Genomic DNA, 21,976 nt, shown 5'->3' with positions numbered 1-21,976 from the left:
CCCCGGAACGCGCGCGGGGCCTCCGGCGGGAGTATTTGGAGCAAGAGGAAGATGGGGCGCAGCGATGCATCCGCACCCACCGGGAATGGCCCGCGATGCGGCCGGTAGGGCCGGTTCTTGCGCTGGTGGCCGGGGCCTGTACCGCCCTGCCCCCGGCGCCGCCATCCGGGCCGCTCACCCCGGCACAGGCAGCGGAGGCCTTCGTCGAGGTGGTATCGCGGGTGGAACCCGTGGCCGAGCGGGAATGCCGGCGCCTGACAGTCGGGGTGAACTGCCATTTCGTGATCCTCGTCGATCGCGACCCGCGGGCCGAGCCGAACGCCTACCAGAGCGTCGATGCCGCCGGGCGGCCGGTCATCATCTTCACCATCGCCATGATCGCCGATGCGCGCAACGCGGATGAAATGGCTTTCGTGCTGGGACATGAAGCGGCGCATCACATTCTCGGTCACCTGACGCGACAGGCCGAGGATGCGGCTCTTGGCGCGGAGATTTTCGCCCGCCTGGCCCGTCTCACCGGCGGCGACCGGACCGATGTGGAAAATGCACGCCAGATCGGCGCGGAGGTCGGAGCGCGCAGCTATTCGAAGGAATACGAACTCGAAGCCGACCAGCTTGGCACTGTCGTGACCGTTCGGGCCGGATACGATCCGCTGAAGGGGGCGGGCTATTTCGACCGCCTGCCGGAGCCGGGAAACCGCTTTTTCGGAACCCACCCACCGAACGAGCTGCGCAAGCAGGTGGTCATGGAAACCGCGCGCCGGCTGAGGGGCGGCGGCTGAGCGGCGCACCCGGCCCGTCCGAGGCGCGATCTTGACCTGCATCAATGGTGGTGGAATCCGATGCGGCTATGATCGCGGCAGGAGTTGAAGGCCGCCGGCTGCGCCCGCAACCGAAGGGAAAGGCACGGAAGGCAGGTCGGCGCTTCGACAGTGCCGGCGGTACGAGACGGAGGCCTGAAAGGTGGACGGCCAGACGACCGGTTTCGGAAAGATGGATGAACATTTCTGGCTTTGCCGTTCGGTTGCCCGTGTCATGGGCATCAACCTTTCCGAACGTATGGCCCAGGGACGGCTGAGCCCGGAAGATCTTGCCGAGATCGTCGCATGCTGTCGTGCGGGGGGCTGCGCGCCACTGTGCAAGGCATGGCTGGCCAATCAGGCCTTGCGCCCGGGAAAGGCGCCGCGGCACTGCGCGGTTGCCCACATTCTTGACCGCCTGATCTGAGGCACGGCATTCCCCGGCCTGGCGGAGCCGGACGGCCCCGGGCCGGGCCGGATCGGATGGAAACAATCGCCGTTGATCCGCCTTTGGAAACGGTGGATCGGGCGGGTGTCTGCAAAACCTCCACTTTCTTGCACAGTTTCGGCACATTTCATGCCAGCCGGTCGGGTTGCAACCCTTGGGAAGGCAATATTTTTCATTGTTTTTTAGCAACTTGAAATATCCCGACAATGGCTGTCGGGAAAATGCGGCCAACCTGCGCAAGTCACCCCCCGGCCACGGCATCGCCTCTTTGTCGGCGAAATCCGCAATTATTCGTTAACCGTAGATTCGTGAATGAGGGCGACTGAATCATGACGTTTCCTGCTCAGACATCGACCGGCCCCGAGAGTGCGCTCGCGGGCAAGGCGCAGAAGATGAGGATTCTGGTCGTGGACGACGAGGCCAGCATTCTCGAACTGTTGAAGACGGCGCTCAATGCGCTGGGAACCTATGACGTGTCGATTGCCTCCAGCGCCGAGGATGCGCTGCGGCTGATCGACAAGACCCACCCGCCGTTCGACAGCTTTCTTCTCGATATCCAGATGCCGAAGATGAACGGCATCACGCTTTGCCGCGAGATCCGCAAGGTGCCGGAATACACCCATACCCCGATCATCATGCTGACGGCGATGTCGGACAAGAAATACGTGGACGACGCCTTCACGGCGGGCGCGACCGACTACCTGACCAAGCCGTTCGACTTTCTGGAGCTTCGCACCCGCCTGAGCACTGCGCGCAAGCTGGTGCAGGAACATTCCATCGCCACCGACAGCATCGAGGTGGCCCGCAAGCTCAAGAAGGAGCTCGATACCACGCTTCAGTTCAGCATCGAGGATCCGATCCGCATCGAAGGGGTCGAACGGATGCTGGGATATGCCCAGTTCGAGAACTACGTGCTGCAGCTGTCCAAGGGGCGGCGGTTCACCTCTTACGCCACCGCGATCAAGATCGCACAGGCCAAGCAGTTGCATGAAAGCATGACCTCGGGTGACTTCCGCGACCTGCTGCACGACGCGGCCTTCGCGCTTTCCAAGCTGACCCGAAGTTCGGGCAACATCATGTCCTACCGGGGCAACGGCACCTTCCTGTGCATCAGCGATTCGAAGAAGAACGTGCCGATTCCGGGGATGGAAACCCAGATGAACCAGATGGTGGCCACCGTGCTGGCCCGGCGCAAGATCGCGGCCGAGGTGCGGCTCCTGGTCGGAGACAGCTTCCCCATGCGGTCCCTGACCAAGCTGGGCGCGCTCTACGCGCTCAACCGCGCCATCGAGAACGTGGAACTGCGCGACCAGGACATGGAACAGGTGGCCTCGATCTCCAAGCGAATGCTCAAGAGCCGGGCATTGAGTACGGAAGAGGCACATCTGGAGCGCCGTTCCTACGAGGTGATTCTGCAGCAGCTTCTTCGCGAGGACCAGTCGCTGCGCAAGATCTGACCGTGGGACAGGCGACATGCCCCGGCTGTCGCCCGCCGGGGTCTTCCTTGCGCGTTCACGAATGACCCGGCGCCGCCCTTGCCCGAAAATCTCCTGAATGCGGACCAAGTGTTTCCCAACTCGGCAGGTAGAACGAAACAATGACAAGCAAACCGGGAGCAGCGCGCCGCCATGGAACTCGTGGGTAGGGCATTTGGGTTCGGATGGCTGAAGCACGAGCTGCTCGAACGCCAGTTGAAGGACTATATCGGCGGAGTTTCCCGTCTCATCTGGCAACGCCAGTCGATCTTTTTCGCGGCAACGACACTGACCGCCTTCTATTTCGATCCGGCAAAATCCTTTGCCTGCTACGCAGCCGTGCTGTTCACCGAGATGCTGGACCTGATCCTTGCACGCCGGATCAACCAGTGGACCGATGGCGATCCGGCCACGGCGCGCAAATTTGCCCTGTGGGTCATGGTCAACACCGTCCTAAGCGCTGCCGCGATCAGCCTTTTCGTCATCATGATCGCCCTGCAACAGGGCGTTGGCGGCCATTTCACGCCGCTCTTCTTCCTGTTCGCCGCCGCCCTCTTCGCGGCAATGAACAACCACCAGTTCCTGCCCGCGCTGGTGCTGCGGCTCATCATCTACAGCGGGGCATTCTTCTTCATCGCCTTCCTGGACATCTGGCGCGTGGCACCGCCGATCACCTCGGTGCTGTGGCTGCATTTCTTCACGGTGGTCTTCGTCCTCTATTTCATCATCGACTGCTCCTTCATGTTCCTGCAGCTCTACCGCAACCGGCTGCGCCAGTTGGAAGAACTCAGGCGCGAACATGAACGGACCATGGCGGCCTATGAAATCAAGTCGCAGTTCGTGTCCGTCGTCAGCCACGAGCTGCGCACGCCGCTGACCTCGGTGAAGGGCTCGCTCGATCTGCTGAAATCCGGGGCGGTGGGCGAGATGCCCGAGTCGGTCGCCGCGCTGGTCGATCTGGCCTCGAAGAATGCCACGCGGCTGTCGAACCTGATCAACGACATTCTCGACTTCCAGAAGATCGAGGCCGGCGAGATGACCTATTCCTTCGATACGGTGGATGTCGGGGCGCTGGTCAAGGAAGCGGTCGAAAGCAACAAGGGCTATGCCGACAGCCATGGCGTGACGCTGCGCGCGGCGCTGCCGGAAGGCGGCAACGCGAAGGTTCTGGGCGACGAATCCCGCCTGATGCAGGTCATGGCGAACATCATCTCCAACGCCATCAAGTTCTCGCATGAAGGCGACGAGGTGATCGTGGGCTACGAGATCGAAGAGGGCCGGGTGCGGATCTTCGTCGAGGATCACGGAGAAGGTATTCCGCCGGGCTCCAAGAACAAGGTGTTCGAACGCTTCAGCCAGGTCGACAGTTCCGACCAGCGGAAGGTGGGCGGCACCGGGCTGGGCATGAGCATCTCCAAGCAGATCGTCGAACAGCACAACGGCGAAATCGACTACGAAAGCGAGCTCGGCGTCGGCACGACCTTCTACGTCACGCTGGACCTGATCGACTCGGACGCGCCCGAATTCACCGACGACGAGGTTCTGGTCGCCGCGCAGTAGCGCCGACCCTTCCTTCCCGTACCCGCTTCACCGGCTGCCGGCCCCCGGCGGCCGGTTTTCCCTTGCACGAACTCACACCACCTGCCGGCACCAGTGTTGCCGAATGACCCGCATTGGGCGTCTTTTTGCCGGCCCGCTCTCGGAATGCGGCAAAATTGTGTGGACACAATGGCATTGGTGGGGTTTTCTCATGCACAAAAGAGCAATACGAACGAGTGCAGGACATGAAACAGACGCGCATGCCGGTGGGGGCCATGCCGGCGTGGACCGTATTTCCAGAGCTCGAACCCGCCGAAAGGGTCGAGCCGGTCTCACGCAAAGCAAACAAGAGTTCCCATGAAAATTCGCAGATCCGGATCGACCGGAAGGCACTGCCCGCAGGCGTCGGGCATCTTCGTGCGAGCGTGTTGTCGTTCACGAACATGCACGAATACGGCAGTCTTCTGGTCAACTACCTGAAGGCCCGGCACAAGGTATTCATCGAACGCCTGAAATGGGATGTGCCGCATGTGGACGGGCTGGAATTCGACCAGTACGACACCCCCTTGTGCCGCTGGGCGATCATCCACGAATATGGCGAGGTCCTGGCCGGCGTGCGGATGATGCCCACCACGGCGAAATGCGGCATCTATTCCTACATGCTGCGCGATGCCCAGAGGGGACTTCTGGAGGGCATTCCCACCGACGTCCTGTTCTTCGAGGCCCCGGTGGAAAACCGCGTCTGGGAAGCCTCGCGCCTGTTCATCACCGATGCGGTTCCGGCCAGTCGCCGGGCCGCCGTCCAGAACCTGCTGATGGAGCAGATGAGCAACATCGCGCGCGAGGCCGGCGCCACGCATGTGATCGGCATCGTGCCGGCGCTGTTTGCCCGCTGGCTGCGCCGGCTGGGCCTGGGCGCGGTCCCGGTAGGTCCGAAATTCACCATCGACCGCACCTCCAGCCAGGCCGCCCTGTTCAACGTGACGCAGAAATTCGTGATCTGACTGTGGCACCCCCGGCCTGGCGGGGCGCGCCGGTCAGGCCGGGGCCGGCGCACCCACCTTGTGCACCGCCCCGCCCCAGAACCGGGCCATGAGCAGAACGCCGGCACAACCCAGCCCCAGCACGAGACCCAGCCAGATGCCGACGCCACCCATGCCGAGGACGAATCCCAGGACATACGAAGCCGGAATGCCCACGCCCCAGTAGGCCAGCGCAGCAATCAGCATCGGCACGGTGGTGTCCTGAACCCCGCGCAACAGGCCCAGCGCGATGACCTGCGCGCCATCCACCAGCTGAAACAGCGCCGCCATCGCCAGAAGCCCGGTCCCGATCGCCAGTATCTCGCTCCGCTTCGGGTTGTCCGCGTCCATGAACAGCGACAGCAGCGCCTCGGGAAACAGCAGGAAAGCCGCCATCGCGATCGCGGCCATGCCCAGCGACATGGCGATCACCACCACCGCGCCCCGCTTCATGTGCTGCCGGTCGCCCCGGCCGAAGGCATTGCCGGCCCGCACCGTGGCGACGCTGCTCAGCCCGAGGTGCACCATGAAGGTCAGGGATGCCAGTTGCAGGGCAATTCCGTGTGCCGCCAGGGGCAGCGCGCCAAGCCAGCCCATCATCATCGCCGATGCTGTGAACAGGCTGACCTCGGTCAGGTTCGTCAGTCCGATCGGCACGCCCAGGCGGAAGACCCGCGCCATCATCCCCCAGTCCGGCCGCCACAGCCGCTCGAACAACCGATGCTGCGGCAGCACGCGCGCCGCATAGAGGACGACCGCCAGCACAGAGACCGCCTGCGTCAACACCGAGGCGACCGCGGCACCTGTCACGCCCAGCCGCGGCGCCCCCCAGTTGCCGAAGATCAGCGCATAATCCGCCGCCGCATTCACCAGCGCGGCAAGGATGGTGATCCACAGCACCACCTGCGTGCGTTCCAGTGCGGCAAGATAGGATTTCATCACCATGACCAGCAGGGCAGGAAAGATCCCCCACCCGGCCACCGACAGATACGCGGCCGCCAATCCGGCCACCTCCGGTTCCTGCCCCAGGGCGATCAGGATCGGCCCGGCCCACCAGAACAGCGGCATGGCCGCCATGGAATAGGCCACCGACAGCCACAACCCCATCCGGGTGGACCGGCGCACACTGGTCTGGTCGTCGGCCGATTCGGCGGCCGCCACCAGCGGCATCACCGCCCAGCCGAAACCCGCACCCATCAGGAAGAACACGAAAAAATAGCTGCTGGCCAGCGTGACCGCAGCCAGCGCCTCGACTCCGTACCAGCCCAGCATGACCGTATCGGTCAGCCCGATGGCCATCTGCGCGAGATTCCCGCCGATGAGCGGCAGGCCGAGAACGGCGACCGCCCTTGCATGGGCGACATATGACATCCGCGTCGTCATCGCCCCTGCCTAGACGCAGATCGAGACCGGGACAAGCCGGGGGATCGGGCCGCCTCAGCCCCCCCGACCGACCCGCGCATCGGGGTGCAGCGCCGTGCCCAGGATATGATCCGCCCGGTGAATGACATGATGCGCCTGACCGACGATCAGCGGATCGGGCTGGCCCACCACCCCCTCGTCCTTGCCCGGATAGTCCAGCGAAGCCAGGAAGTGCCGCATGCAGTTGAGACGGGCGCGCTTCTTGTCGTTCGACTTGATGATCGTCCAGGGCGCGTCCGCCGTGTCGGTATAGAAGAACATCGCCTCCTTCGCCTCGGTATATTCGTCCCACTTGTCGAGGCTGGCCTTGTCGATCGGGGACAGCTTCCACTGCTTGAGCGGATCGGTCTCGCGCGACTTGAAGCGGCGCAGCTGTTCGTCGCGGGTGACAGAAAACCAGTACTTGTAAAGCCGGATACCCGAACGCACCAGCATCCGCTCAAGTTCCGGCGTCTGGCGCATGAATTCGAGATACTCGGTGGGTGTGCAGAAGCCCATCACCCGCTCCACCCCGGCGCGGTTGTACCAGGAGCGGTCGTAGAAAACCATCTCGCCCCTTGTGGGCAGGCGGCAGATATAGCGCTGGAAATACCACTGGCCGCGCTCTTCGTCGGTGGGCTTGCTCAGTGCCACCACCCGCGCCCCGCGGGGATTGAGATGCTCCATGAACCGCTTGATGGTGCCCCCCTTGCCGGCGGCATCGCGGCCCTCGAACAGCAGAACGAATTTCTGGCCCGTCTCCTGGGTCCAGTGCTGGACCTTCAGCAGCTCGGCCTGAAGGCGGGCCTTCTCCTCCTCGTAGACGCGGCGCGACAGCTTCTTCCGGTACGGATAGACGCCGTTTTCAAATGCCTGCCTGATGCTTTCCCTGGTGGGTTGAAGCGATTGCATGCCCACCGGCACCTCCACGCCGTCCACGTCTCCCCCTGGCTTCCCGGCGCCAGCGGCGCCCGCCTTTCGGGGTTCGGGGGTCTTCCCCTTTTCGGATCTGGCTGCGGGTGCGGGCATGTTGTTCCTCCTCCGATAACGGATCGGCCTTGCCGGGTTTCCATTCGCGCCCGTTTCTACCCGATTCCAAGGCCCGCCGCCTTGATCCGGGTCAAAAAGAAGAGGCTGACAGTAATGTTTTCAAGACAGCCTCCGACGCCTGCCCCCCGCGTGCGCCGACATTCAGCCCGGCGGGCCGGCCAGTTCCGTGGCCACGGCCTCCACTGCCGCTACCGCCGCCACCACATCCCGTTCGGTGGTGCGGTGATTGGTGATTGCGGCGCGCAGCACCGTCACGCCGTCCAGATCGGTGGTCGAGAACACCGCCTCTCCGCGTTCCTGCAGGATCCGGGCAATCCGGGCATTGAGCGCCGACTGCGCCCGGCCATCCAGCCCGCCACGGGCGGAAAAGACGCAGATATTGGCCACCGGCCGCGGCCCCGGCGCCATGGCCGGGCGGGCGCGCACCTCCTCGTGCATCCGCAGCGCCGCCCGGCAGTTACCGGTGATCGCCCGCCCGAAGACCTCGCGCCCGAGGCTTTCCAGCGCGCACCACACCCGCAGGGCGCGGTTGCCGCGCGACAGGTCGATGCCGTAATCGCAATACCACGGCTCGCCCCCGGCCAGGCCGTGCTCGGCCCCTTTCAGATAGGCCGGGCGGGCGGCAAAGGCGGCGCGGTGTTCGGATTCGTCGCGGATCAGGACAAGGCCGCAATCATAGCCCACATACATCCATTTGTGGAAATCCAGCGCGATGGAGTCAGCCCTCTCGATCCCCTCGCCCAGGTCGCACCACGGCGGATCGGCCAGCCGGATCCATGCGCCGAAGGCACCGTCCACATGCAGCCACAGCCCTTCATCAGCGGCCACATCCGCCACTGTGTTCAGGTCGTCGAACAGCCCCAGATCGACCGAACCGGCCGTGGCCACGACCAGGAACGGGATGCGCCCCGCCGCACGGTCGGCCGCCACCTGCGCGCGCAGGGCCTGCGGGTCCATCCGCCCCCCTTTCAACGGCACCAGCCGCAGGTTGTCAGAGCCGATTCCCAAAAGCTCCACCGCCTTGCGCGTGGCGTTGTGCACGCCCTGGCCGGCATAGGCCACCAGAGGCGCCCCGGCCTGCCCGCGCCGGCGCACCTCCGCGCCCAGCGCCCGCAGCCGCGCGGCGGCAAAGGCAATCACCGTGGCCTGAGAGGTGCCGCTGACCAGAACCCCGCTGGCCCCTTCGGGCAGGCCCATCTGGCGCCGGGTCCAGTCCACCACCGCGCGTTCCAGATAAACCGCGCCGTGGTCGCGCCCGCCGACATTGGCATTGATCGCCGCCCCCGCAATCGCAGCCAGCATGTCGCTGGCCAGCCCGGTACCCTGAACCCAGCCCCAGAACCGCGGATGCGGATTGCCGCCGTGATAGGGCAGGACCTCGGACACCAGCCTCTCGGCCAGGCCGCCCTTGCCGGCCCCGATGGCACAGGCCCGGCGCACCGCCTCGGGGACCGGCTGCCAGGGGTGGGCAGCCGCATCGCGCATCCGGTCGATGGCTGCGTCCAGAAGCCCGTGCGCTTCCTGCCGGAAGCGCTCCCAGTCATCCGGGTCGAGGCCGGCCCTGTCCGTCATGCGAATCCTCCGCTTTCCCCGCAGCCCAGCGCGAAGCGCCGCCAAGGTCAACGGCCCGAGGCGTCATTTCGGCCGAACAAATCGCCAATTCGCCTTTTGCCATGCCCGGCAACCCGGCGAACGGGGAACTCGGCCCTTTTCCCGTTCCGGCCGACCTGCCATAATGGCCGCCAACCAATCAACAACAGAGCAGCACGCCGATGCCCGACGACCTCCTCGCGCAATCCCAGGACGATTACAATGCCGCCTCGATCGAGGTTCTCGAAGGGCTGGAGCCGGTCCGCCAGCGGCCCGGCATGTATATCGGCGGCACCGACGAACGCGCGCTGCACCACCTGGTGGCCGAGATCCTCGACAACGCCATGGACGAGGCCGTGGCCGGCCACGCCACCCGGATCGAGGTCGAGCTGCACGCCGATCACGCCGTCACCATCCGCGACAACGGCCGCGGCATCCCCATCGATCCGCACCCGAAATTCCCCGACAAGTCGGCGCTGGAGGTGATCCTGTGCACCCTGCATGCGGGTGGCAAGTTTTCCGGCAAGGCCTACCAGACCTCGGGCGGCCTGCACGGGGTGGGATCGTCGGTGGTCAACGCGCTGTCGGATTCGATGGTGGTGCAGGTGGCCCGCGGCCGCGAGCTTCACGAGCAGCGCTTTTCCCGCGGCAAGCCGCTGGGACCGCTGCAACGGATCGGCAGCGCGCCGAACCGGCGCGGCACCACCGTCACCTTCCACCCCGACGCCGAGATCTTCGGCCATCACCGGTTCAAACCCGGGCGCCTCTTCGCCCTGGCCAAGTCCAAGGCCTACCTGTTCTCGGGCGTCGAGATCCGCTGGAAATCGGAAATCGACGATGGCGAGACACCGCGCGAGGCGACATTCCATTTCCCCGGCGGACTGGCCGACTACCTGAAAGAGGTGCTGGGCGCGGCCTCTACCTATGCGGAGGCGCCCTTCTCCGGACGGGTGGAATTCACCGAGAAATTCGGCCAGCCCGGCCACGTGGAATGGGCGATCAACTGGACGCCTGCGCGCGACGGCTTTGTGCAATCCTACTGCAACACCGTCCCCACCCCCGAAGGGGGCACCCATGTGCAGGGCTTCTGGGCGGCGATCCTCAAGGGAATCAAGTCCTATGGCGATCTGGCCGGCAACCGCAAGGCGGCGCAGATCACCCGCGAGGACCTGATGGCGGGGGGCTGCGCGCTGGTCAGCTGCTTCATCGCCGACCCGTCCTTCGTCGGTCAGACCAAGGACCGCCTGTCCACCGAAGCGGCGGCGAAGATGGTCGAGGGCGCGGTGCGTGACCATTTCGACCACTGGCTGGCATCGGACACGAAATCGGCCGGCGCGATCCTCGATTTCCTGGTGCTGCGGGCCGAGGAACGGCTGCGCCGCCGGGCCGAGAAGGAAACCGCCCGCAAATCCGCCACCAAGAAGCTGCGCCTTCCGGGCAAGCTGGTGGACTGCACCGCGCAATCGCGCGAAGGCACCGAAATCTTCATTGTCGAGGGCGATTCGGCCGGCGGCTCGGCCAAGATGGCGCGCGACCGCAAGACCCAGGCGCTGCTGCCGCTGCGGGGCAAGATCCTCAACGTGCTGGGCGCGGCATCGTCCAAGCTGGGCACCAACGCGGAAATCCGCGATCTCACCCAGGCGCTGGGCGTGGGGCTGGGCGCGAAGTTCGACATCGACGACCTGCGCTATGAAAAGGTCATCATCATGACCGACGCGGATGTGGACGGGGCGCATATCGCCTCGCTTCTGATGACGTTCTTCTTCACCCAGATGCGGCCGCTGATCGACCACGGGCATCTCTACCTTGCCTGCCCGCCGCTTTACCGGCTGACGCAGGGGGCAAGGCGGGTCTATGCCCTTGACGAGGCCGAACGCGACGAATGGCTGGCAAGGGGCCTGGGCGGCAAGGGCCGGATCGAGGTGAGCCGGTTTAAGGGCCTGGGCGAGATGGACGCCAAGGATCTGAAGGAGACCACGATGAACCCGGCCACGCGCAAGCTGATCCGGGTGACCATCGACGAGGACGAGCCGGGCGAAACCGGCGATCTGGTCGAGCGGCTGATGGGGAAGAAACCCGAATTGCGGTTCCAGTACATCCAGGAAAACGCGCGCTTCGTGGAAGAGCTGGACGTGTGACCGGATCGATGGTGCGGGCGGTGGGCGCCAATTTCAAATTGCACCAATTTGACCCTCGCATTATTGTGCGCAATGACGCGCAAAGACCTTGAAGTCTTCCACCGAAAAAACCAAAATCCAACTAGGTCATGTTGACAAAAGGCGAACCCAAAGTCGGATTGACGTGATGTCTATGAAACCCAGGAAGCTTTCGGCGGTCTTGTCGTAGCGTGTGGCGACGCGCCGGGCATTTTTGAGCTTGTTGAAACACCGCTCGACAAGATTGCGCAGGGCATACAGAGAGTGATCGACGCCGACGCGCATCTTGCGGGACTTGCGCATGGGAATTTGGGTCAGAACATCACGCGCATTCATCTTTTCCCGAATGCTGTCAGCATCAGTAACCACCCGATTGCTACCGCCTGCCTGACCGCGAGAGCAGATCTTATACTGCGTCGTTATTGACGTCATTAACGACGTCGTATCAGGCAGGAGCGGGATATGCGTCATGAGGTTATTGTCGGTGTTGAACGGCGTCGGCACTGGTCGGATGAGGAGAAATGACCTGCCCCCCAATGGTCCCTCATTCATAACGAGAGTCTGCGGGTTTGGTTTTCATAATCTGCGGTTTCGGTTTGGGCAAGCGCGCCGGGCGCGGAGCCTTTGGGTCGCTCAAGCGTCCGGCGCGCTTGGGCCGGCGTCTGGTTCCCCAGCGATGAGTGGGGCCTGACGTTGTTATAATCATAGCGCCACAGGGCCAGTTTTCGGCGGGCGTCATCGAGAGTATCGAACAGCTCCTCGTTCAGAAGCTCGTCACGCAGGCTGCCATTGAACGACTCGATGAAGGCATTTTGCTGAGGCTTGCCAGGATCGATGTAATGCCAGTCGACGTCATTGTCGTCCGCCCATTTGAGGATCGCCCGACTGGTGAACTCGGTCCCATTGTCAGAAACAATGCTTTCAGGCTTGCCATGGAGGCGGACAAGAGCATCAAGCTCGCGCGCCACACGCGCGCCCGAGATGCTGGTGTCGGCAAGTTAGTGTCCGCGCACGTGGTGTAATTTCTGCACCTTCGACGGTGTAACCAGGGTGGCCATCGAGGTGTATGGTTGCGGTGGAGTTTCAGAGCTTCAACCACGAACCACACGGAGACCCCGATGACCAAGACGAATATGGACCTTTCCGAACTTTTGGCCAAGCAGGACGGTGGCGATTTTCTTCGCGCCGTTGCTGAGGCCGTGCTGCAGCTTCTGATGGAGGCCGATGTCGAGGGCCTGATCGGCGCCGGCAAGCATGAGCGCAACAGTGAACGCACGACGTGGCGCAACGGGTATCGAGAGCGCGCTCTCGATACCCGTTTGGGCCGGCTGAACCTCAAGGTGCCCAAGCTGCGGCAGGGCAGCTACTTCCCGGGCTTTCTGGAGCCGCGCAAGACATCCGAGAAGGCGTTGGTCGCAGTGATCCAGGAGGCATGGATCGGTGGCGTCTCGACCCGCCGCGTGGACGAACTGGCACAGGCGATGGGCCTGCACGGCATCTCCAAAAGCACGGTGTCGAAGCTGTGCAAGGACATTGACGAACGGGTCAACGAATTCCTGAACCGGCCGCTTACCGGTGAATGGCCCTATGTCTGGCTGGATGCCACCTATCTCAAGGTGCGCCAAGGCGGGCGCATTGTCTCTGTAGCGGCCATAATCGCCGTCGCCGCGAACACGGACGGACGCCGTGAAATCATTGGCCTGGGGCTGGGACCGTCGGAGGCAGAAACCTTCTGGATGGATTTTCTCCGCGGCCTCAAGGCCCGGGGGCTTGACGGGAGCAAGCTGGTCATCTCGGATGCCCACAGCGGCCTGCGCGCGGCCATCGGGCGGGTCTTCGACGCTACCTGGCAACGCTGCCGCGTCCACTGGATGCGCAACGCCCTGGCCCACGTCTCGCGCGGCCAGCACACCGTCGTCGCCGCCGCCATCCGCCAGGCCTTCGATCAACCCGACCGAAAGCAGGCCGGCGAGACATGGCGCCGCGTCGCCGACCAGCTACGCTCTCGCTGGCCCAAACTGGCCGAGCTGATGGACGAGAGCGAGCACGACGTGCTGGCCTACATGGCCTTCCCCCGCCAGCACCGCAAGAAACTGCACAGCACCAACCCGATTGAACGTTTGAACAAGGAGGTGAAGCGCAGGGCCGACGTCGTCGGGATCTTCCCCAACGAGGCCTCCATCACCCGCCTCATCGGCGCCGTCCTGTTCGAGCAGAACGACGAATGGCAGACCGCAAGCCGCTACATGCAGGTCGAGGCCTTCGCCCAGATCGACAACGAGGAGACCGACCCCATTCTCAGCATAACAACTCAGGCCGCATGATCATGACACGAGGCCACCCAAATTACACCACCTTGACGGACGTGACCGTCGGCAACCAGGCAGAGGTTCTCGCGACAGCAATCGTCGATCACCGCCAGGATGCGGAACCGACGCGAAGCACCAAACGTGTCGGAGACAAAGTCCAGGCTCCATCGCTGGTTTGGCCTGATCGCCTCGGGCATTGGCGTCCTCGAGCCTCTGGCGCGCTTGCGCCCGCGCCGCCGTTTCACCGACAACCCTTCTTCGCGATACAGGCGATAGAGTTTCTTGTGGTTCATGATCATTCCCTTGCGTTCGAGCAACACGCCGATCCGTCGGTAACCGAAACGGCGGCGCTTGCCCGCAATCTGCTTCATCGCTTCGCGGATCTCCGGATGGTCCGGCGGGCGTTCGCGCCGGACCGTCTTGGGATCGACACCGACCAGCCTGCAGGCCCGGCGCTGCGAGATGCCATGATCCCGCATCGCCCGCAGCGCTGCATCACGCCGCGCGCTCGGCGTCGTCAGTTCTTTCCCAGGAGATCCTTCAGGACCGCGTTGTCCAGCATCGCATCGGCCAACAGGCGCTTGAGCTTGGCATTCTCGTCCTCAAGCATCTTCAGGCGCTTCACGTCCGAAAGCCCCATGCCGCCGTATTTCGACTTGTACTTGTAGAACGTCGCCGGGCTCAGCCCATGCCGGCGACAAACCTCCACCGTCGGCATTCCGGCCTCCTGTTCCTTGATCATCGCAATGATTTGCGCCTCCGTAAAACGGCTCTTTCGAATTCGTCTGCTCCTTTCTGATCGGGCAGACTCTACTTCAAAATGCGGGCGTTGGCGGGGGGCAGGTCAGGCGGTATCGCAGGGACAATACTTTATTCAATAGGATCAGCCATAGACGGAGACTGAATTTCTAATCCAAACGCTTGGCCAGTTCCTCCGCGCTCTCATTGTAATAGACCTGCAACATGCGCAGATCCGAGTGCCCCACCATCCGCGCCAGCGCCAGAACATCCAGCTTCTTCGCCAGCCTTGTAATGGCGGCGTGGCGGCTGTCGTGGAATGTCAGGCCCACCACCCCAGCCCGATCCCTAAGCTTTCTGAACAACACGTCCAGCTGCCGCGGCTTGAGACCAAACACCGGGTCGTCATGCGGTAGAGTCAGCAGCAGCCGCACCGCCTCCGATGATAACGGCACATCGCGCGGCCGCCCGTTCTTGGTATGGACCAGCCGCACCACCCGCCGCTCCAGATCCACACGGCCCCATGTTAGCCCTGCAATCTCCCCCGCCCGCATGGCAGTCTCCAGCGCGAAAAGGAAGGCGTGGAAGGCGCGCGCCGTGGCTTTGGTCAGATCCTCACCCGCGCTGTGGCGCATCCGCTCGATCTCGACATTGGTCGGCAGCCTGTCCCGCGGCGGCGGCTTGCGCGGCCTCGATACATCCGATAGCGGGTTGGCAGCGATCAATCCCCATTCCTTCCGTGCGGTGTTCAGGACACTGCTCATCAGCTGCATTTCGCGGATCACGCTGGCCGGCGCCACTTCCTGCAATCTGCGGTCGCGCCACTCAGCCAGATGACGCGCTTTCAGGTCACCCAGCCTGATGCGGGCCAGAGGATCGCGGCCCAGCTTCTCAAGCCGGATGACCTCCCACCGCTCGCCACGCTTCTTCGGGCTGACCTCTCGGGCATAGCGGTCCATGACCTCGCCCAGCGTCATTTCAGCCGCGATCTGTTCGCCGTTCAGGATCTCGTATTCGACCCGTGCGGCCCAATCCTTGGCCGCCTGCCTGGTCGGGAAGACCTTGCTCTTGCGAATCCCTTTACGCTGAACCTGCGCCCTGTATCCTCGCTTGTGCCTTGTGATCGAGGCCACAGAATCCCCCACGGTGTGTGATTTATGGGTGAATGAATGCGCAAAAGTGCTTGCAAAGTCAAATCATGGGGGCGCGGAGCAGGCGGAAAGGCCGTTGTTTTTCACGCAGTTGCGCTCATACAGGCACATTTCAGATCGGGGTTCTGGTGCGGGCGGTGGGACTCGAACCCACACGGGCATAGCCCTTCGGATTTTAAGTCCGATATGTCTACCATTCCATCACGCCCGCCGATGGCGCGTCTGTCTGCGCGCCGGGCGCGGTCAGGTCTAGCCGCTGGGCGCGGCAATCACAATCTTTGCGAACCGGAAATTCAGCCACCATCGCACGTCCCGTACCAAGACCATCGCCCCTTCCCCCGGGTCAGGTCGCGCCTTCGAGCGTGCCCAGCGGCCCGCCCTCCTTCACCGCCTGCATGGCCACATAGGTCGAGGTCGAGGCCACATGCGGCAGGGTCGAGATCTTCTCGGCCAGAACGATGCGGTATTCGGACATCGAGCGCGTGCGCACCTTCATCAGGTAGTCGAAACTGCCGGCGATCAGGTGCACCTGTTCGATTTCCCCGATCCGCGCCACCGCTGCGTTGAAGGCCGCCAGCGCCGCCTCGCACGTGTTGTCCAGCCGCACCTCGACAAAGGCCACGTGGTCCAGGCCCAGCCGAATCGGATCCACCAGCGCGCGATAGCCGGTGATGACGCCCCGGCGCTCAAGCCGCCGAAGCCGCGCCTGCGTGGGCGATTTCGACAGCCCGATCCGGCGCGCCAGATCGGCAATCGACATGCGGCCATCCTCGCTCAGTGCCTGCAGGATCGCACGGTCGAAGCGGTCCAGATCCGGGAAGTCCTTCTGCATCATTTTCCCCTTTGATTTCGGTCCATCGTTTCCTGTATTCCATGATTTCGGTCCATTGTCCCGCAAATACGGCGCTATACTGGCGCAAACGACTTTCATGACAGGTTCGACCATGCCCGACCGATCCCTGCGCTTTCGCATCGATGCCGAAACCTATGCCGACGAGGGCGCCGTCCTTGCCCGCCTGATCGATCAGGCCGCCCTGTCGCCCGCGGACCGGGCCGCCATCTGCGCCGAGGCGGCGACGCTGGTCCGCGACATCCGCGCCAGCACGGCGCCGGGGCTGATGGAGGTCTTCCTGGCCGAATACGGCCTCTCGACCGACGAGGGCGTGGCGCTGATGTGCCTGGCCGAGGCGCTTCTGCGGGTGCCCGACGCCGACACCATCGACGCGCTGATCGAGGACAAGATCGCGCCCTCCGACTGGGGCCGGCATATCGGCAGGTCGTCCTCGCCGCTGGTCAATGCCTCGACCTGGGCGCTGATGCTGACCGGCAAGGTTCTGGACGACGACGCGCCCGGCCCCGCCCAGGCCCTGCGCGGGGCCATCAGGCGACTGGGAGAGCCGGTGATCCGCACCGCCGTCGGGCGCGCCATGAAGGAGATGGGCCGCCAGTTCGTGCTGGGCGAAACCATCCGCTCGGCGATGAAGCGCGCCGCCGGGATGGAGGCGCGCGGCTATACCTACTCCTACGACATGCTGGGCGAGGCCGCCCGCACCGAGGCCGACGCCGCCCGCTATCACCTGGCCTATTCGCGGGCCATCGCCGCCATTGCCGAACGCTGCACCCGGGACGACATCCGCGACAATCCGGGGATTTCGGTCAAGCTCTCGGCGCTGCATCCGCGCTACGAGGTGGCTCAGGCCGACCGGGTGATGGACGAGCTGGTGCCGCGCCTGCGGGCGCTTGCGCTGCTGGCCCGGGACGCGGGGATGGGGCTCAACGTCGATGCGGAAGAGGCCGACCGGCTGGCGCTGTCGCTGGAGGTGATCGCGGCGGTCATCGCCGATCCGGCGCTGCGCGGATGGGACGGGCTGGGCGTCGTCGTCCAGGCCTACGGGCAGCGCGCGGGGGTGGTGATCGACACGCTGCACGACATGGCCGAACGGCATGACCGGCGGATCATGGTGCGGCTGGTCAAGGGCGCCTACTGGGATACCGAGATCAAGCGCGCACAGGTCAAGGGGCTTGACGGTTTTCCGGTCTTCACCGCCAAGGCCGCCAGCGACATTTCCTTCATCGCCAATGCCTGCAAGCTGCTGGCGATGGGCGACCGGATCTATCCCCAGTTCGCCACCCACAACGCGCACACGGTCGCGGCGGTGCTGCACATGGCCGGCGAAAGCCCCGGTGTCCGCTTCGAGTTCCAGCGCCTGCACGGCATGGGCGAAACCCTGCACGAGCTGGTCCGCGAACGGACCGGCGCGCGCTGCCGGATCTATGCGCCGGTGGGGGCGCATCGCGACCTTCTGGCCTATCTGGTGCGGCGGCTTCTGGAAAACGGCGCCAACAGCTCCTTCGTGAACCGGATCGTCGATGAAACCGTCCCGCCCGAGATCGTCGCCGCCGATCCGTTCGAGGAAATCCGCAAGCCGTCGAGGAAAATCCCCACAGGCGCCGGGCTTTTCCTGCCCGAGCGGCGCAATTCGCGCGGCTTCGACCTCGCGCACGCACCGACGCTGGAGGCGATCGAGGCCGCCCGCAGGCCCTTCCGCGACCACCGCTGGCAGGCCGCGCCGATCCTCGCCGGCAAGGCCCGGCCCGAGGCGGCCCTTCCCGTGGCCAACCCCGCCCGCCCCGAGGACAGCCCCGGCAGCGTGGCCTTCGCCAGCCCGGCGGATGTGGAAACCGCGCTGGCCTCGGCCCGGCCCTGGGAGGCGGATGCCGCAACGCGCGCACAAATCCTCAACCGCGCCGCCGATCTCTACGAAGAAAGTTTCGGCGAAATCTTCGCCCTTCTCGCCCGCGAGGCCGGCAAGAGCCTGCCCGACGCGGTGGCCGAGCTGCGCGAGGCGGTGGATTTCCTGCGCTACTACGCCGCCAACATCCCCGACGGCGACCCCGCCGGCCTCTTCGCCTGCATCAGCCCGTGGAACTTCCCGCTGGCCATCTTCACCGGCCAGGTGGCGGCGGCGCTGGCCACCGGCAACGCGGTGCTGGCCAAGCCGGCCGAGCAGACCCCGCTGATCGCGCATCTGGCGGTGCGGCTTCTGCATCAGGCGGGCGTGCCGCGCGCGGCGCTGCAACTGCTGCCGGGAGACGGGCGCGTGGGCGCGGCGCTGACCTCCGATTCGCGGGTGAACGGGGTGGCCTTTACCGGATCGACCGAAACCGCGCAGGCGATCCGCGCCGCCATGGCCGAGAACCTGGCCCCCGGCGCGCCGCTGATCGCCGAGACCGGCGGGCTGAACGCGATGATCGTTGATTCCACCGCCCTGCCCGAACAGGCGGTACAGGCGATCGTCGAAAGCGCCTTCCAGTCGGCGGGCCAGCGCTGCTCGGCCCTGCGCTGCCTCTACCTGCAGGAGGACATAGCCGACGAGGTGCTCGAGATGCTCATGGGCGCCATGGATGCGCTACGGCTGGGCGATCCGTGGGACTTGGCCACCGATTGCGGCCCGGTGATCGACGAAGAGGCCCGCGCCGGCATCAACGCGCATGTGGACAGGGCCCGCGCCGAGGGCCGGGTGCTGAAGGAACTGCCGCCCCCTGCGGCGGGGCTGTTCATCGGCCCGACCCTGATCGAGGTTCCCGGCATCGAGGCGCTCAGGCGCGAGATCTTCGGCCCGATCCTGCATGTGGCCCGCTTTGCCGCGGCGGATCTGGAGCGGGTGATCGAGGCGGTGAACGGAACCGGCTACGGGCTGACCTTCGGCCTGCATACCCGCATCGACGACCGGGTGCAGAAGGTGACCGAGGCGGTTCACGCCGGCAACATCTATGTCAACCGCAACCAGATCGGCGCCGTGGTCGGCAGCCAGCCCTTCGGCGGAGAAGGCCTCTCGGGCACCGGACCCAAGGCCGGCGGACCGCACTACCTGCCCCGCTTCTGCGCCCCCGACCGGCAGCGCGTGGCCGGCGGCTGGTCCGAGACCATGACCGAACTTCCGGCCCCCACCGGCGCGCCGGCGCCGCCCGCGGCCAGGCTGATGCCCGGCCCCACCGGCGAATCGAACCGCCTCGGCCTGGTGCCGCGGGCGCCGCTGCTGTGCCTCGGGCCGGGGCCCGATACGGTGCGCGCCCAGGCCCGGGCGGTCGAGGCGCTGGGCGGGCAGGCGATCCGGGCCACGGGCATGATCGACCCGGCACGTCTGCGGGAAATCGACGACTTCTCCGGCGTGCTGTGGTGGGGGGATGAAGATACCGGGCGAGCACTGGAAATCGCCCTGTCCCGTCGCGACGGTCCGATCCTGCCGCTGATCCCCGGCCGGCCCGACCTGATCCGGGTGATGGGCGAACGCCACGTCTGCGTCGATACCACCGCCTCGGGCGGAAATGCGGCACTGCTGGCGGGGGCGGGCTGAGCCCCCTTGACCTTCGCCCGGTTTCGACCCAGCGTTCCCCCATGTTCCCGATCCGCGACCACAACCCGTCGGGGCGCACGCCCTATGTCGTCTATGGCCTGATCGCGGTCAACGTGCTGGTCTTTCTCAGCTACCTGCCCCTGTCCGCGGATCAGCGGGCGCTGGATCATTTCTTCTACAACTGGGCCCTGATCCCGGCCCGCGTCAGCCAGGGGGACGGAGCGGTGACGCTCGTCACCTCGATGTTCCTCCATGCCGGGTTCCTGCACCTGGGGGGCAACATGCTGTTCCTGTGGATCTTCGGCGACAACCTCGAAGACGAGATGGGGCACTTGGGTTTCCTGCTGTTCTATCTTGCCAGCGGCATCGGCGCCGGGCTGGTCCACATGCTGATCGCGCCGTATTCGACAGTGCCCACGGTCGGCGCCTCGGGCGCCATCGCCGGGGTGATGGGGGGATACCTGCTGCTCTATCCGCGGGCGCGCGTGGACGTGCTGGTGATCCTGGTCATATTCTTCTACGTCTTCACGGTACCCGCCTGGCTGATGCTTGGCCTTTGGTTCCTGTTCCAGCTTTTCGGCTCGGCCGGGGCCGATCCGAATGGCGGCGGCGTGGCCTACTGGGCGCATACCGGCGGCTTCGTCGTGGGGTTCGTGCTGACGCTGCCCATATGGCTGCGCCGCGGCGGCGCCGGCTACTGGGGCCAGACGCACGGCCTGCCGCCGCACCCGGAACGCGAATACCGTTTCCGGACCTCACAGGTTCCGCGGATCCGGCGCAGACATACCCGAATCCCGCGAATCCGGCGGCGGCGCCGGTAGGCTTGCCGGGGCATGCCTCAAACGTCCTGCCGGCATGGCCGCCCCGGTATGGCAAATCCGCCTGCGGCGCGGCAATCTGCGGGGGCCAGCCCCCGCACCCCCGGAGTATTTGGGGCAAGAGGAAGGAAACAGCCTGCTCCGGGTAATGCGCCCTGCATTGCATCGCCGAGCGGGTAGGCTGCGCCCACGCGGAACCGCGGCGGTGGCGCTGCGCGATCAGCCGCGGATGATCCTGGCGAACTTCTCGAACAGCTGTTCGTTGGCGCAGACCACCTCGCCATCGTCGAGAATGCTGCCGCCGGGCCTCAGCGGCTCCACCAGCCCGCCCGCCTCGCGCAGGATGACGATACCGGCAGCCAGATCCCAGGCGTTCAGGCCGCGCTCCCAGAAGCCCTCATAGCGGCCCGCCGCCACATAGGCCATGTCCAGCGCCGCCGCCCCCCAGCGCCGCACCCCGGCGCAGACCGGCATCAAGCGCGCCAGATCCTGCAGCGTCTCGGGCAGATCGGCCCGCCCCCCATAGGGCAGGCCGGTAGCGAAGATCGACTCGATCAACCGCTTGCGCCCCGACACCCGCAGCCGGGTGTCGTTGAGCCACGCCCCCTGCCCCTTCTCGGCGAGGAACATCTCGTCCTTGGCGGCATCGAAGATCACGCCGGCCACGATCTTCCCCTTGTGCTCAAGCGCGATCGACACCGCCCAGTGCGGCAGTCCGTGCAGGAAATTGGTGGTCCCGTCCAGTGGATCGACGATCCAGCGCCGGGTCGGATCCTCGCCCTCGATGGCGCCGCCTTCTTCTGCCAGCCAGCCATAGCTGGGACGCGCGCCCAGAAGCTCCTCGCGCAGGATCTTCTCGGCCGCAAGATCGGCGCGCGAGACGAAATCGCCCGCCCCCTTCATGCTGACCTGAAGGTTCTCCACCTCGCGGAAATCCTTGACCAGCGACCGCCCGGCCTTGCGGGCCGCCTTGATCATGATGTTGAGGTTCGCACTGCCGACCATGCCACGGGCTCCAATATCGATCAGACCGCGCGTATACGCGCCCGCCCCGGCTTTGCCAAGACCCGCCCGGCCCCGCCATTCCTGCCGTAACGTTGCACCCCCGCACCCCTTGCCAA

Annotated in this window: 15 protein-coding genes, 1 tRNA gene and 3 pseudogenes; 9 read left to right on the top strand and 10 right to left on the bottom strand. The window is 65.2% G+C overall.

The window, feature by feature from the left end:
- The first annotated feature begins 95 nt into the window (after window positions 1–95).
- The 5 genes from ACZ5CM_RS04645 to ACZ5CM_RS04625 all read left to right on the top strand — a co-directional run bounded on the left by ACZ5CM_RS04645 (window position 96) and on the right by ACZ5CM_RS04625 (window position 5,266).
- Window positions 96–782, top strand: a complete 687-nt coding sequence (locus tag ACZ5CM_RS04645; RefSeq protein ID WP_464641548.1) for a M48 family metallopeptidase — start codon at window positions 96–98, stop codon at window positions 780–782.
- 181 nt (window positions 783–963) lie between these two features.
- Window positions 964–1,227, top strand: coding sequence for a DUF6455 family protein (locus tag ACZ5CM_RS04640; protein ID WP_464641547.1), 264 nt, complete (start codon window positions 964–966; stop codon window positions 1,225–1,227).
- 350 nt (window positions 1,228–1,577) lie between these two features.
- Window positions 1,578–2,705 (top strand): response regulator, encoded by a 1,128-nt coding sequence (locus ACZ5CM_RS04635; RefSeq protein ID WP_464641546.1) that lies wholly within the window; start codon window positions 1,578–1,580, stop codon window positions 2,703–2,705.
- 180 nt (window positions 2,706–2,885) lie between these two features.
- Entirely contained in the window at window positions 2,886–4,283 is a 1,398-nt protein-coding gene (locus ACZ5CM_RS04630) for a sensor histidine kinase (RefSeq protein ID WP_464641545.1), read from the top strand.
- A 404-nt stretch (window positions 4,284–4,687) separates the two neighbouring features.
- Window positions 4,688–5,266: an acyl-homoserine-lactone synthase gene (locus ACZ5CM_RS04625; protein WP_464642493.1), complete on the top strand. Its 579-nt coding sequence runs from the start codon at window positions 4,688–4,690 to the stop codon at window positions 5,264–5,266.
- Between the two features lie 33 nt (window positions 5,267–5,299).
- Here the strand turns inward: ACZ5CM_RS04625 and ACZ5CM_RS04620 are convergent, their stop codons facing one another.
- The 3 genes from ACZ5CM_RS04620 to ACZ5CM_RS04610 all read right to left on the bottom strand — a co-directional run bounded on the left by ACZ5CM_RS04620 (window position 5,300) and on the right by ACZ5CM_RS04610 (window position 9,307).
- A complete protein-coding gene (locus ACZ5CM_RS04620; RefSeq protein ID WP_464641544.1) occupies window positions 5,300–6,667 on the bottom strand; it encodes an MATE family efflux transporter in 1,368 nt (455 codons plus the stop codon).
- Between the two features lie 54 nt (window positions 6,668–6,721).
- Entirely contained in the window at window positions 6,722–7,597 is an 876-nt protein-coding gene (gene ppk2 / locus ACZ5CM_RS04615; RefSeq protein WP_464642491.1) for a polyphosphate kinase 2, read from the bottom strand.
- 279 nt (window positions 7,598–7,876) lie between these two features.
- The gene (locus tag ACZ5CM_RS04610) at window positions 7,877–9,307 is read right to left on the bottom strand and encodes a pyridoxal phosphate-dependent decarboxylase family protein (RefSeq protein WP_464641543.1); all 1,431 of its coding nucleotides are present in this window, start codon (window positions 9,305–9,307) and stop codon (window positions 7,877–7,879) included.
- Between the two features lie 200 nt (window positions 9,308–9,507).
- On the opposite strand from ACZ5CM_RS04610, the gene parE reads away from it, so the two are divergent.
- Window positions 9,508–11,463, top strand: coding sequence for a DNA topoisomerase IV subunit B (gene parE / locus ACZ5CM_RS04605; RefSeq protein WP_464641542.1), 1,956 nt, complete (start codon window positions 9,508–9,510; stop codon window positions 11,461–11,463).
- Between the two features lie 126 nt (window positions 11,464–11,589).
- Here parE and ACZ5CM_RS04600 read toward each other — a convergent pair.
- Together ACZ5CM_RS04600 and ACZ5CM_RS04595 are read right to left on the bottom strand one after the other, a co-directional pair.
- Window positions 11,590–11,841, bottom strand: a pseudogene (locus tag ACZ5CM_RS04600) (transposase); the annotation flags it as partial.
- A 188-nt stretch (window positions 11,842–12,029) separates the two neighbouring features.
- Window positions 12,030–12,479: pseudogene (locus ACZ5CM_RS04595) on the bottom strand (integrase core domain-containing protein); the annotation flags it as partial.
- Window positions 12,480–12,599: 120 nt separating this feature from the next.
- Between ACZ5CM_RS04595 and ACZ5CM_RS04590 the strand changes: the two are divergent.
- Window positions 12,600–13,805, top strand: coding sequence for an IS256 family transposase (locus tag ACZ5CM_RS04590; RefSeq protein WP_464637579.1), 1,206 nt, complete (start codon window positions 12,600–12,602; stop codon window positions 13,803–13,805).
- A gap of 47 nt (window positions 13,806–13,852) precedes the next feature.
- Here ACZ5CM_RS04590 and ACZ5CM_RS04585 read toward each other — a convergent pair.
- From ACZ5CM_RS04585 to ACZ5CM_RS04570, 4 genes and pseudogenes are all read right to left on the bottom strand, one after another.
- A pseudogene (locus tag ACZ5CM_RS04585) lies at window positions 13,853–14,571 on the bottom strand (transposase); the annotation flags it as partial.
- Window positions 14,572–14,698: 127 nt separating this feature from the next.
- The gene (locus ACZ5CM_RS04580) at window positions 14,699–15,673 is read right to left on the bottom strand and encodes a tyrosine-type recombinase/integrase (RefSeq protein ID WP_464641541.1); all 975 of its coding nucleotides are present in this window, start codon (window positions 15,671–15,673) and stop codon (window positions 14,699–14,701) included.
- A gap of 132 nt (window positions 15,674–15,805) precedes the next feature.
- Window positions 15,806–15,890 (bottom strand) — tRNA-Leu (locus tag ACZ5CM_RS04575).
- A gap of 132 nt (window positions 15,891–16,022) precedes the next feature.
- Window positions 16,023–16,511, bottom strand: a complete 489-nt coding sequence (locus ACZ5CM_RS04570; RefSeq protein WP_464642489.1) for an Lrp/AsnC family transcriptional regulator — start codon at window positions 16,509–16,511, stop codon at window positions 16,023–16,025.
- A 112-nt stretch (window positions 16,512–16,623) separates the two neighbouring features.
- Between ACZ5CM_RS04570 and putA the strand changes: the two genes are divergently transcribed.
- Window positions 16,624–20,037 carry a bifunctional proline dehydrogenase/L-glutamate gamma-semialdehyde dehydrogenase PutA gene (gene putA / locus ACZ5CM_RS04565; protein ID WP_464641540.1) on the top strand — a complete coding sequence of 1,138 codons (3,414 nt, stop codon included), beginning with the start codon at window positions 16,624–16,626 and terminating at the stop codon, window positions 20,035–20,037.
- Between the two features lie 41 nt (window positions 20,038–20,078).
- Window positions 20,079–20,858, top strand: a complete 780-nt coding sequence (locus ACZ5CM_RS04560) for a rhomboid family intramembrane serine protease (protein WP_464641539.1) — start codon at window positions 20,079–20,081, stop codon at window positions 20,856–20,858.
- Window positions 20,859–21,074: 216 nt separating this feature from the next.
- On the opposite strand, the gene ACZ5CM_RS04555 is transcribed toward ACZ5CM_RS04560, so the two are convergent.
- Entirely contained in the window at window positions 21,075–21,860 is a 786-nt protein-coding gene (locus ACZ5CM_RS04555) for an inositol monophosphatase family protein (protein WP_464641538.1), read from the bottom strand.
- Window positions 21,861–21,976: the final 116 nt, after the last annotated feature.

The sequence above is a fragment of the Piezobacter thermophilus genome, assembly GCF_055386745.1.
Note: the sequence above shows the minus strand (reverse complement) of the source record. Positions and strands in the feature narration are given on the sequence as shown.

Bases quoted from the DNA above. Each gene is read 5' to 3' on its own strand.
- ACZ5CM_RS04645 (WP_464641548.1), top strand. From the start codon at position 96: ATGCGGCCGGTAGGGCCGGTTCTTGCGCTGGTGGCCGGGGCCTGTACC.
- ACZ5CM_RS04635 (WP_464641546.1), top strand. From the start codon at position 1,578: ATGACGTTTCCTGCTCAGACATCGACCGGCCCCGAGAGTGCGCTCGCG.
- ACZ5CM_RS04620 (WP_464641544.1), bottom strand. From the start codon at position 6,667: ATGACGACGCGGATGTCATATGTCGCCCATGCAAGGGCGGTCGCCGTT.
- ppk2 (WP_464642491.1), bottom strand. From the start codon at position 7,597: ATGCAATCGCTTCAACCCACCAGGGAAAGCATCAGGCAGGCATTTGAA.
- ACZ5CM_RS04610 (WP_464641543.1), bottom strand. From the start codon at position 9,307: ATGACGGACAGGGCCGGCCTCGACCCGGATGACTGGGAGCGCTTCCGG.
- parE (WP_464641542.1), top strand. From the start codon at position 9,508: ATGCCCGACGACCTCCTCGCGCAATCCCAGGACGATTACAATGCCGCC.
- ACZ5CM_RS04590 (WP_464637579.1), top strand. From the start codon at position 12,600: ATGACCAAGACGAATATGGACCTTTCCGAACTTTTGGCCAAGCAGGAC.
- ACZ5CM_RS04570 (WP_464642489.1), bottom strand. From the start codon at position 16,511: ATGCAGAAGGACTTCCCGGATCTGGACCGCTTCGACCGTGCGATCCTG.
- putA (WP_464641540.1), top strand. From the start codon at position 16,624: ATGCCCGACCGATCCCTGCGCTTTCGCATCGATGCCGAAACCTATGCC.
- ACZ5CM_RS04560 (WP_464641539.1), top strand. From the start codon at position 20,079: ATGTTCCCGATCCGCGACCACAACCCGTCGGGGCGCACGCCCTATGTC.
- ACZ5CM_RS04555 (WP_464641538.1), bottom strand. From the start codon at position 21,860: ATGGTCGGCAGTGCGAACCTCAACATCATGATCAAGGCGGCCCGCAAG.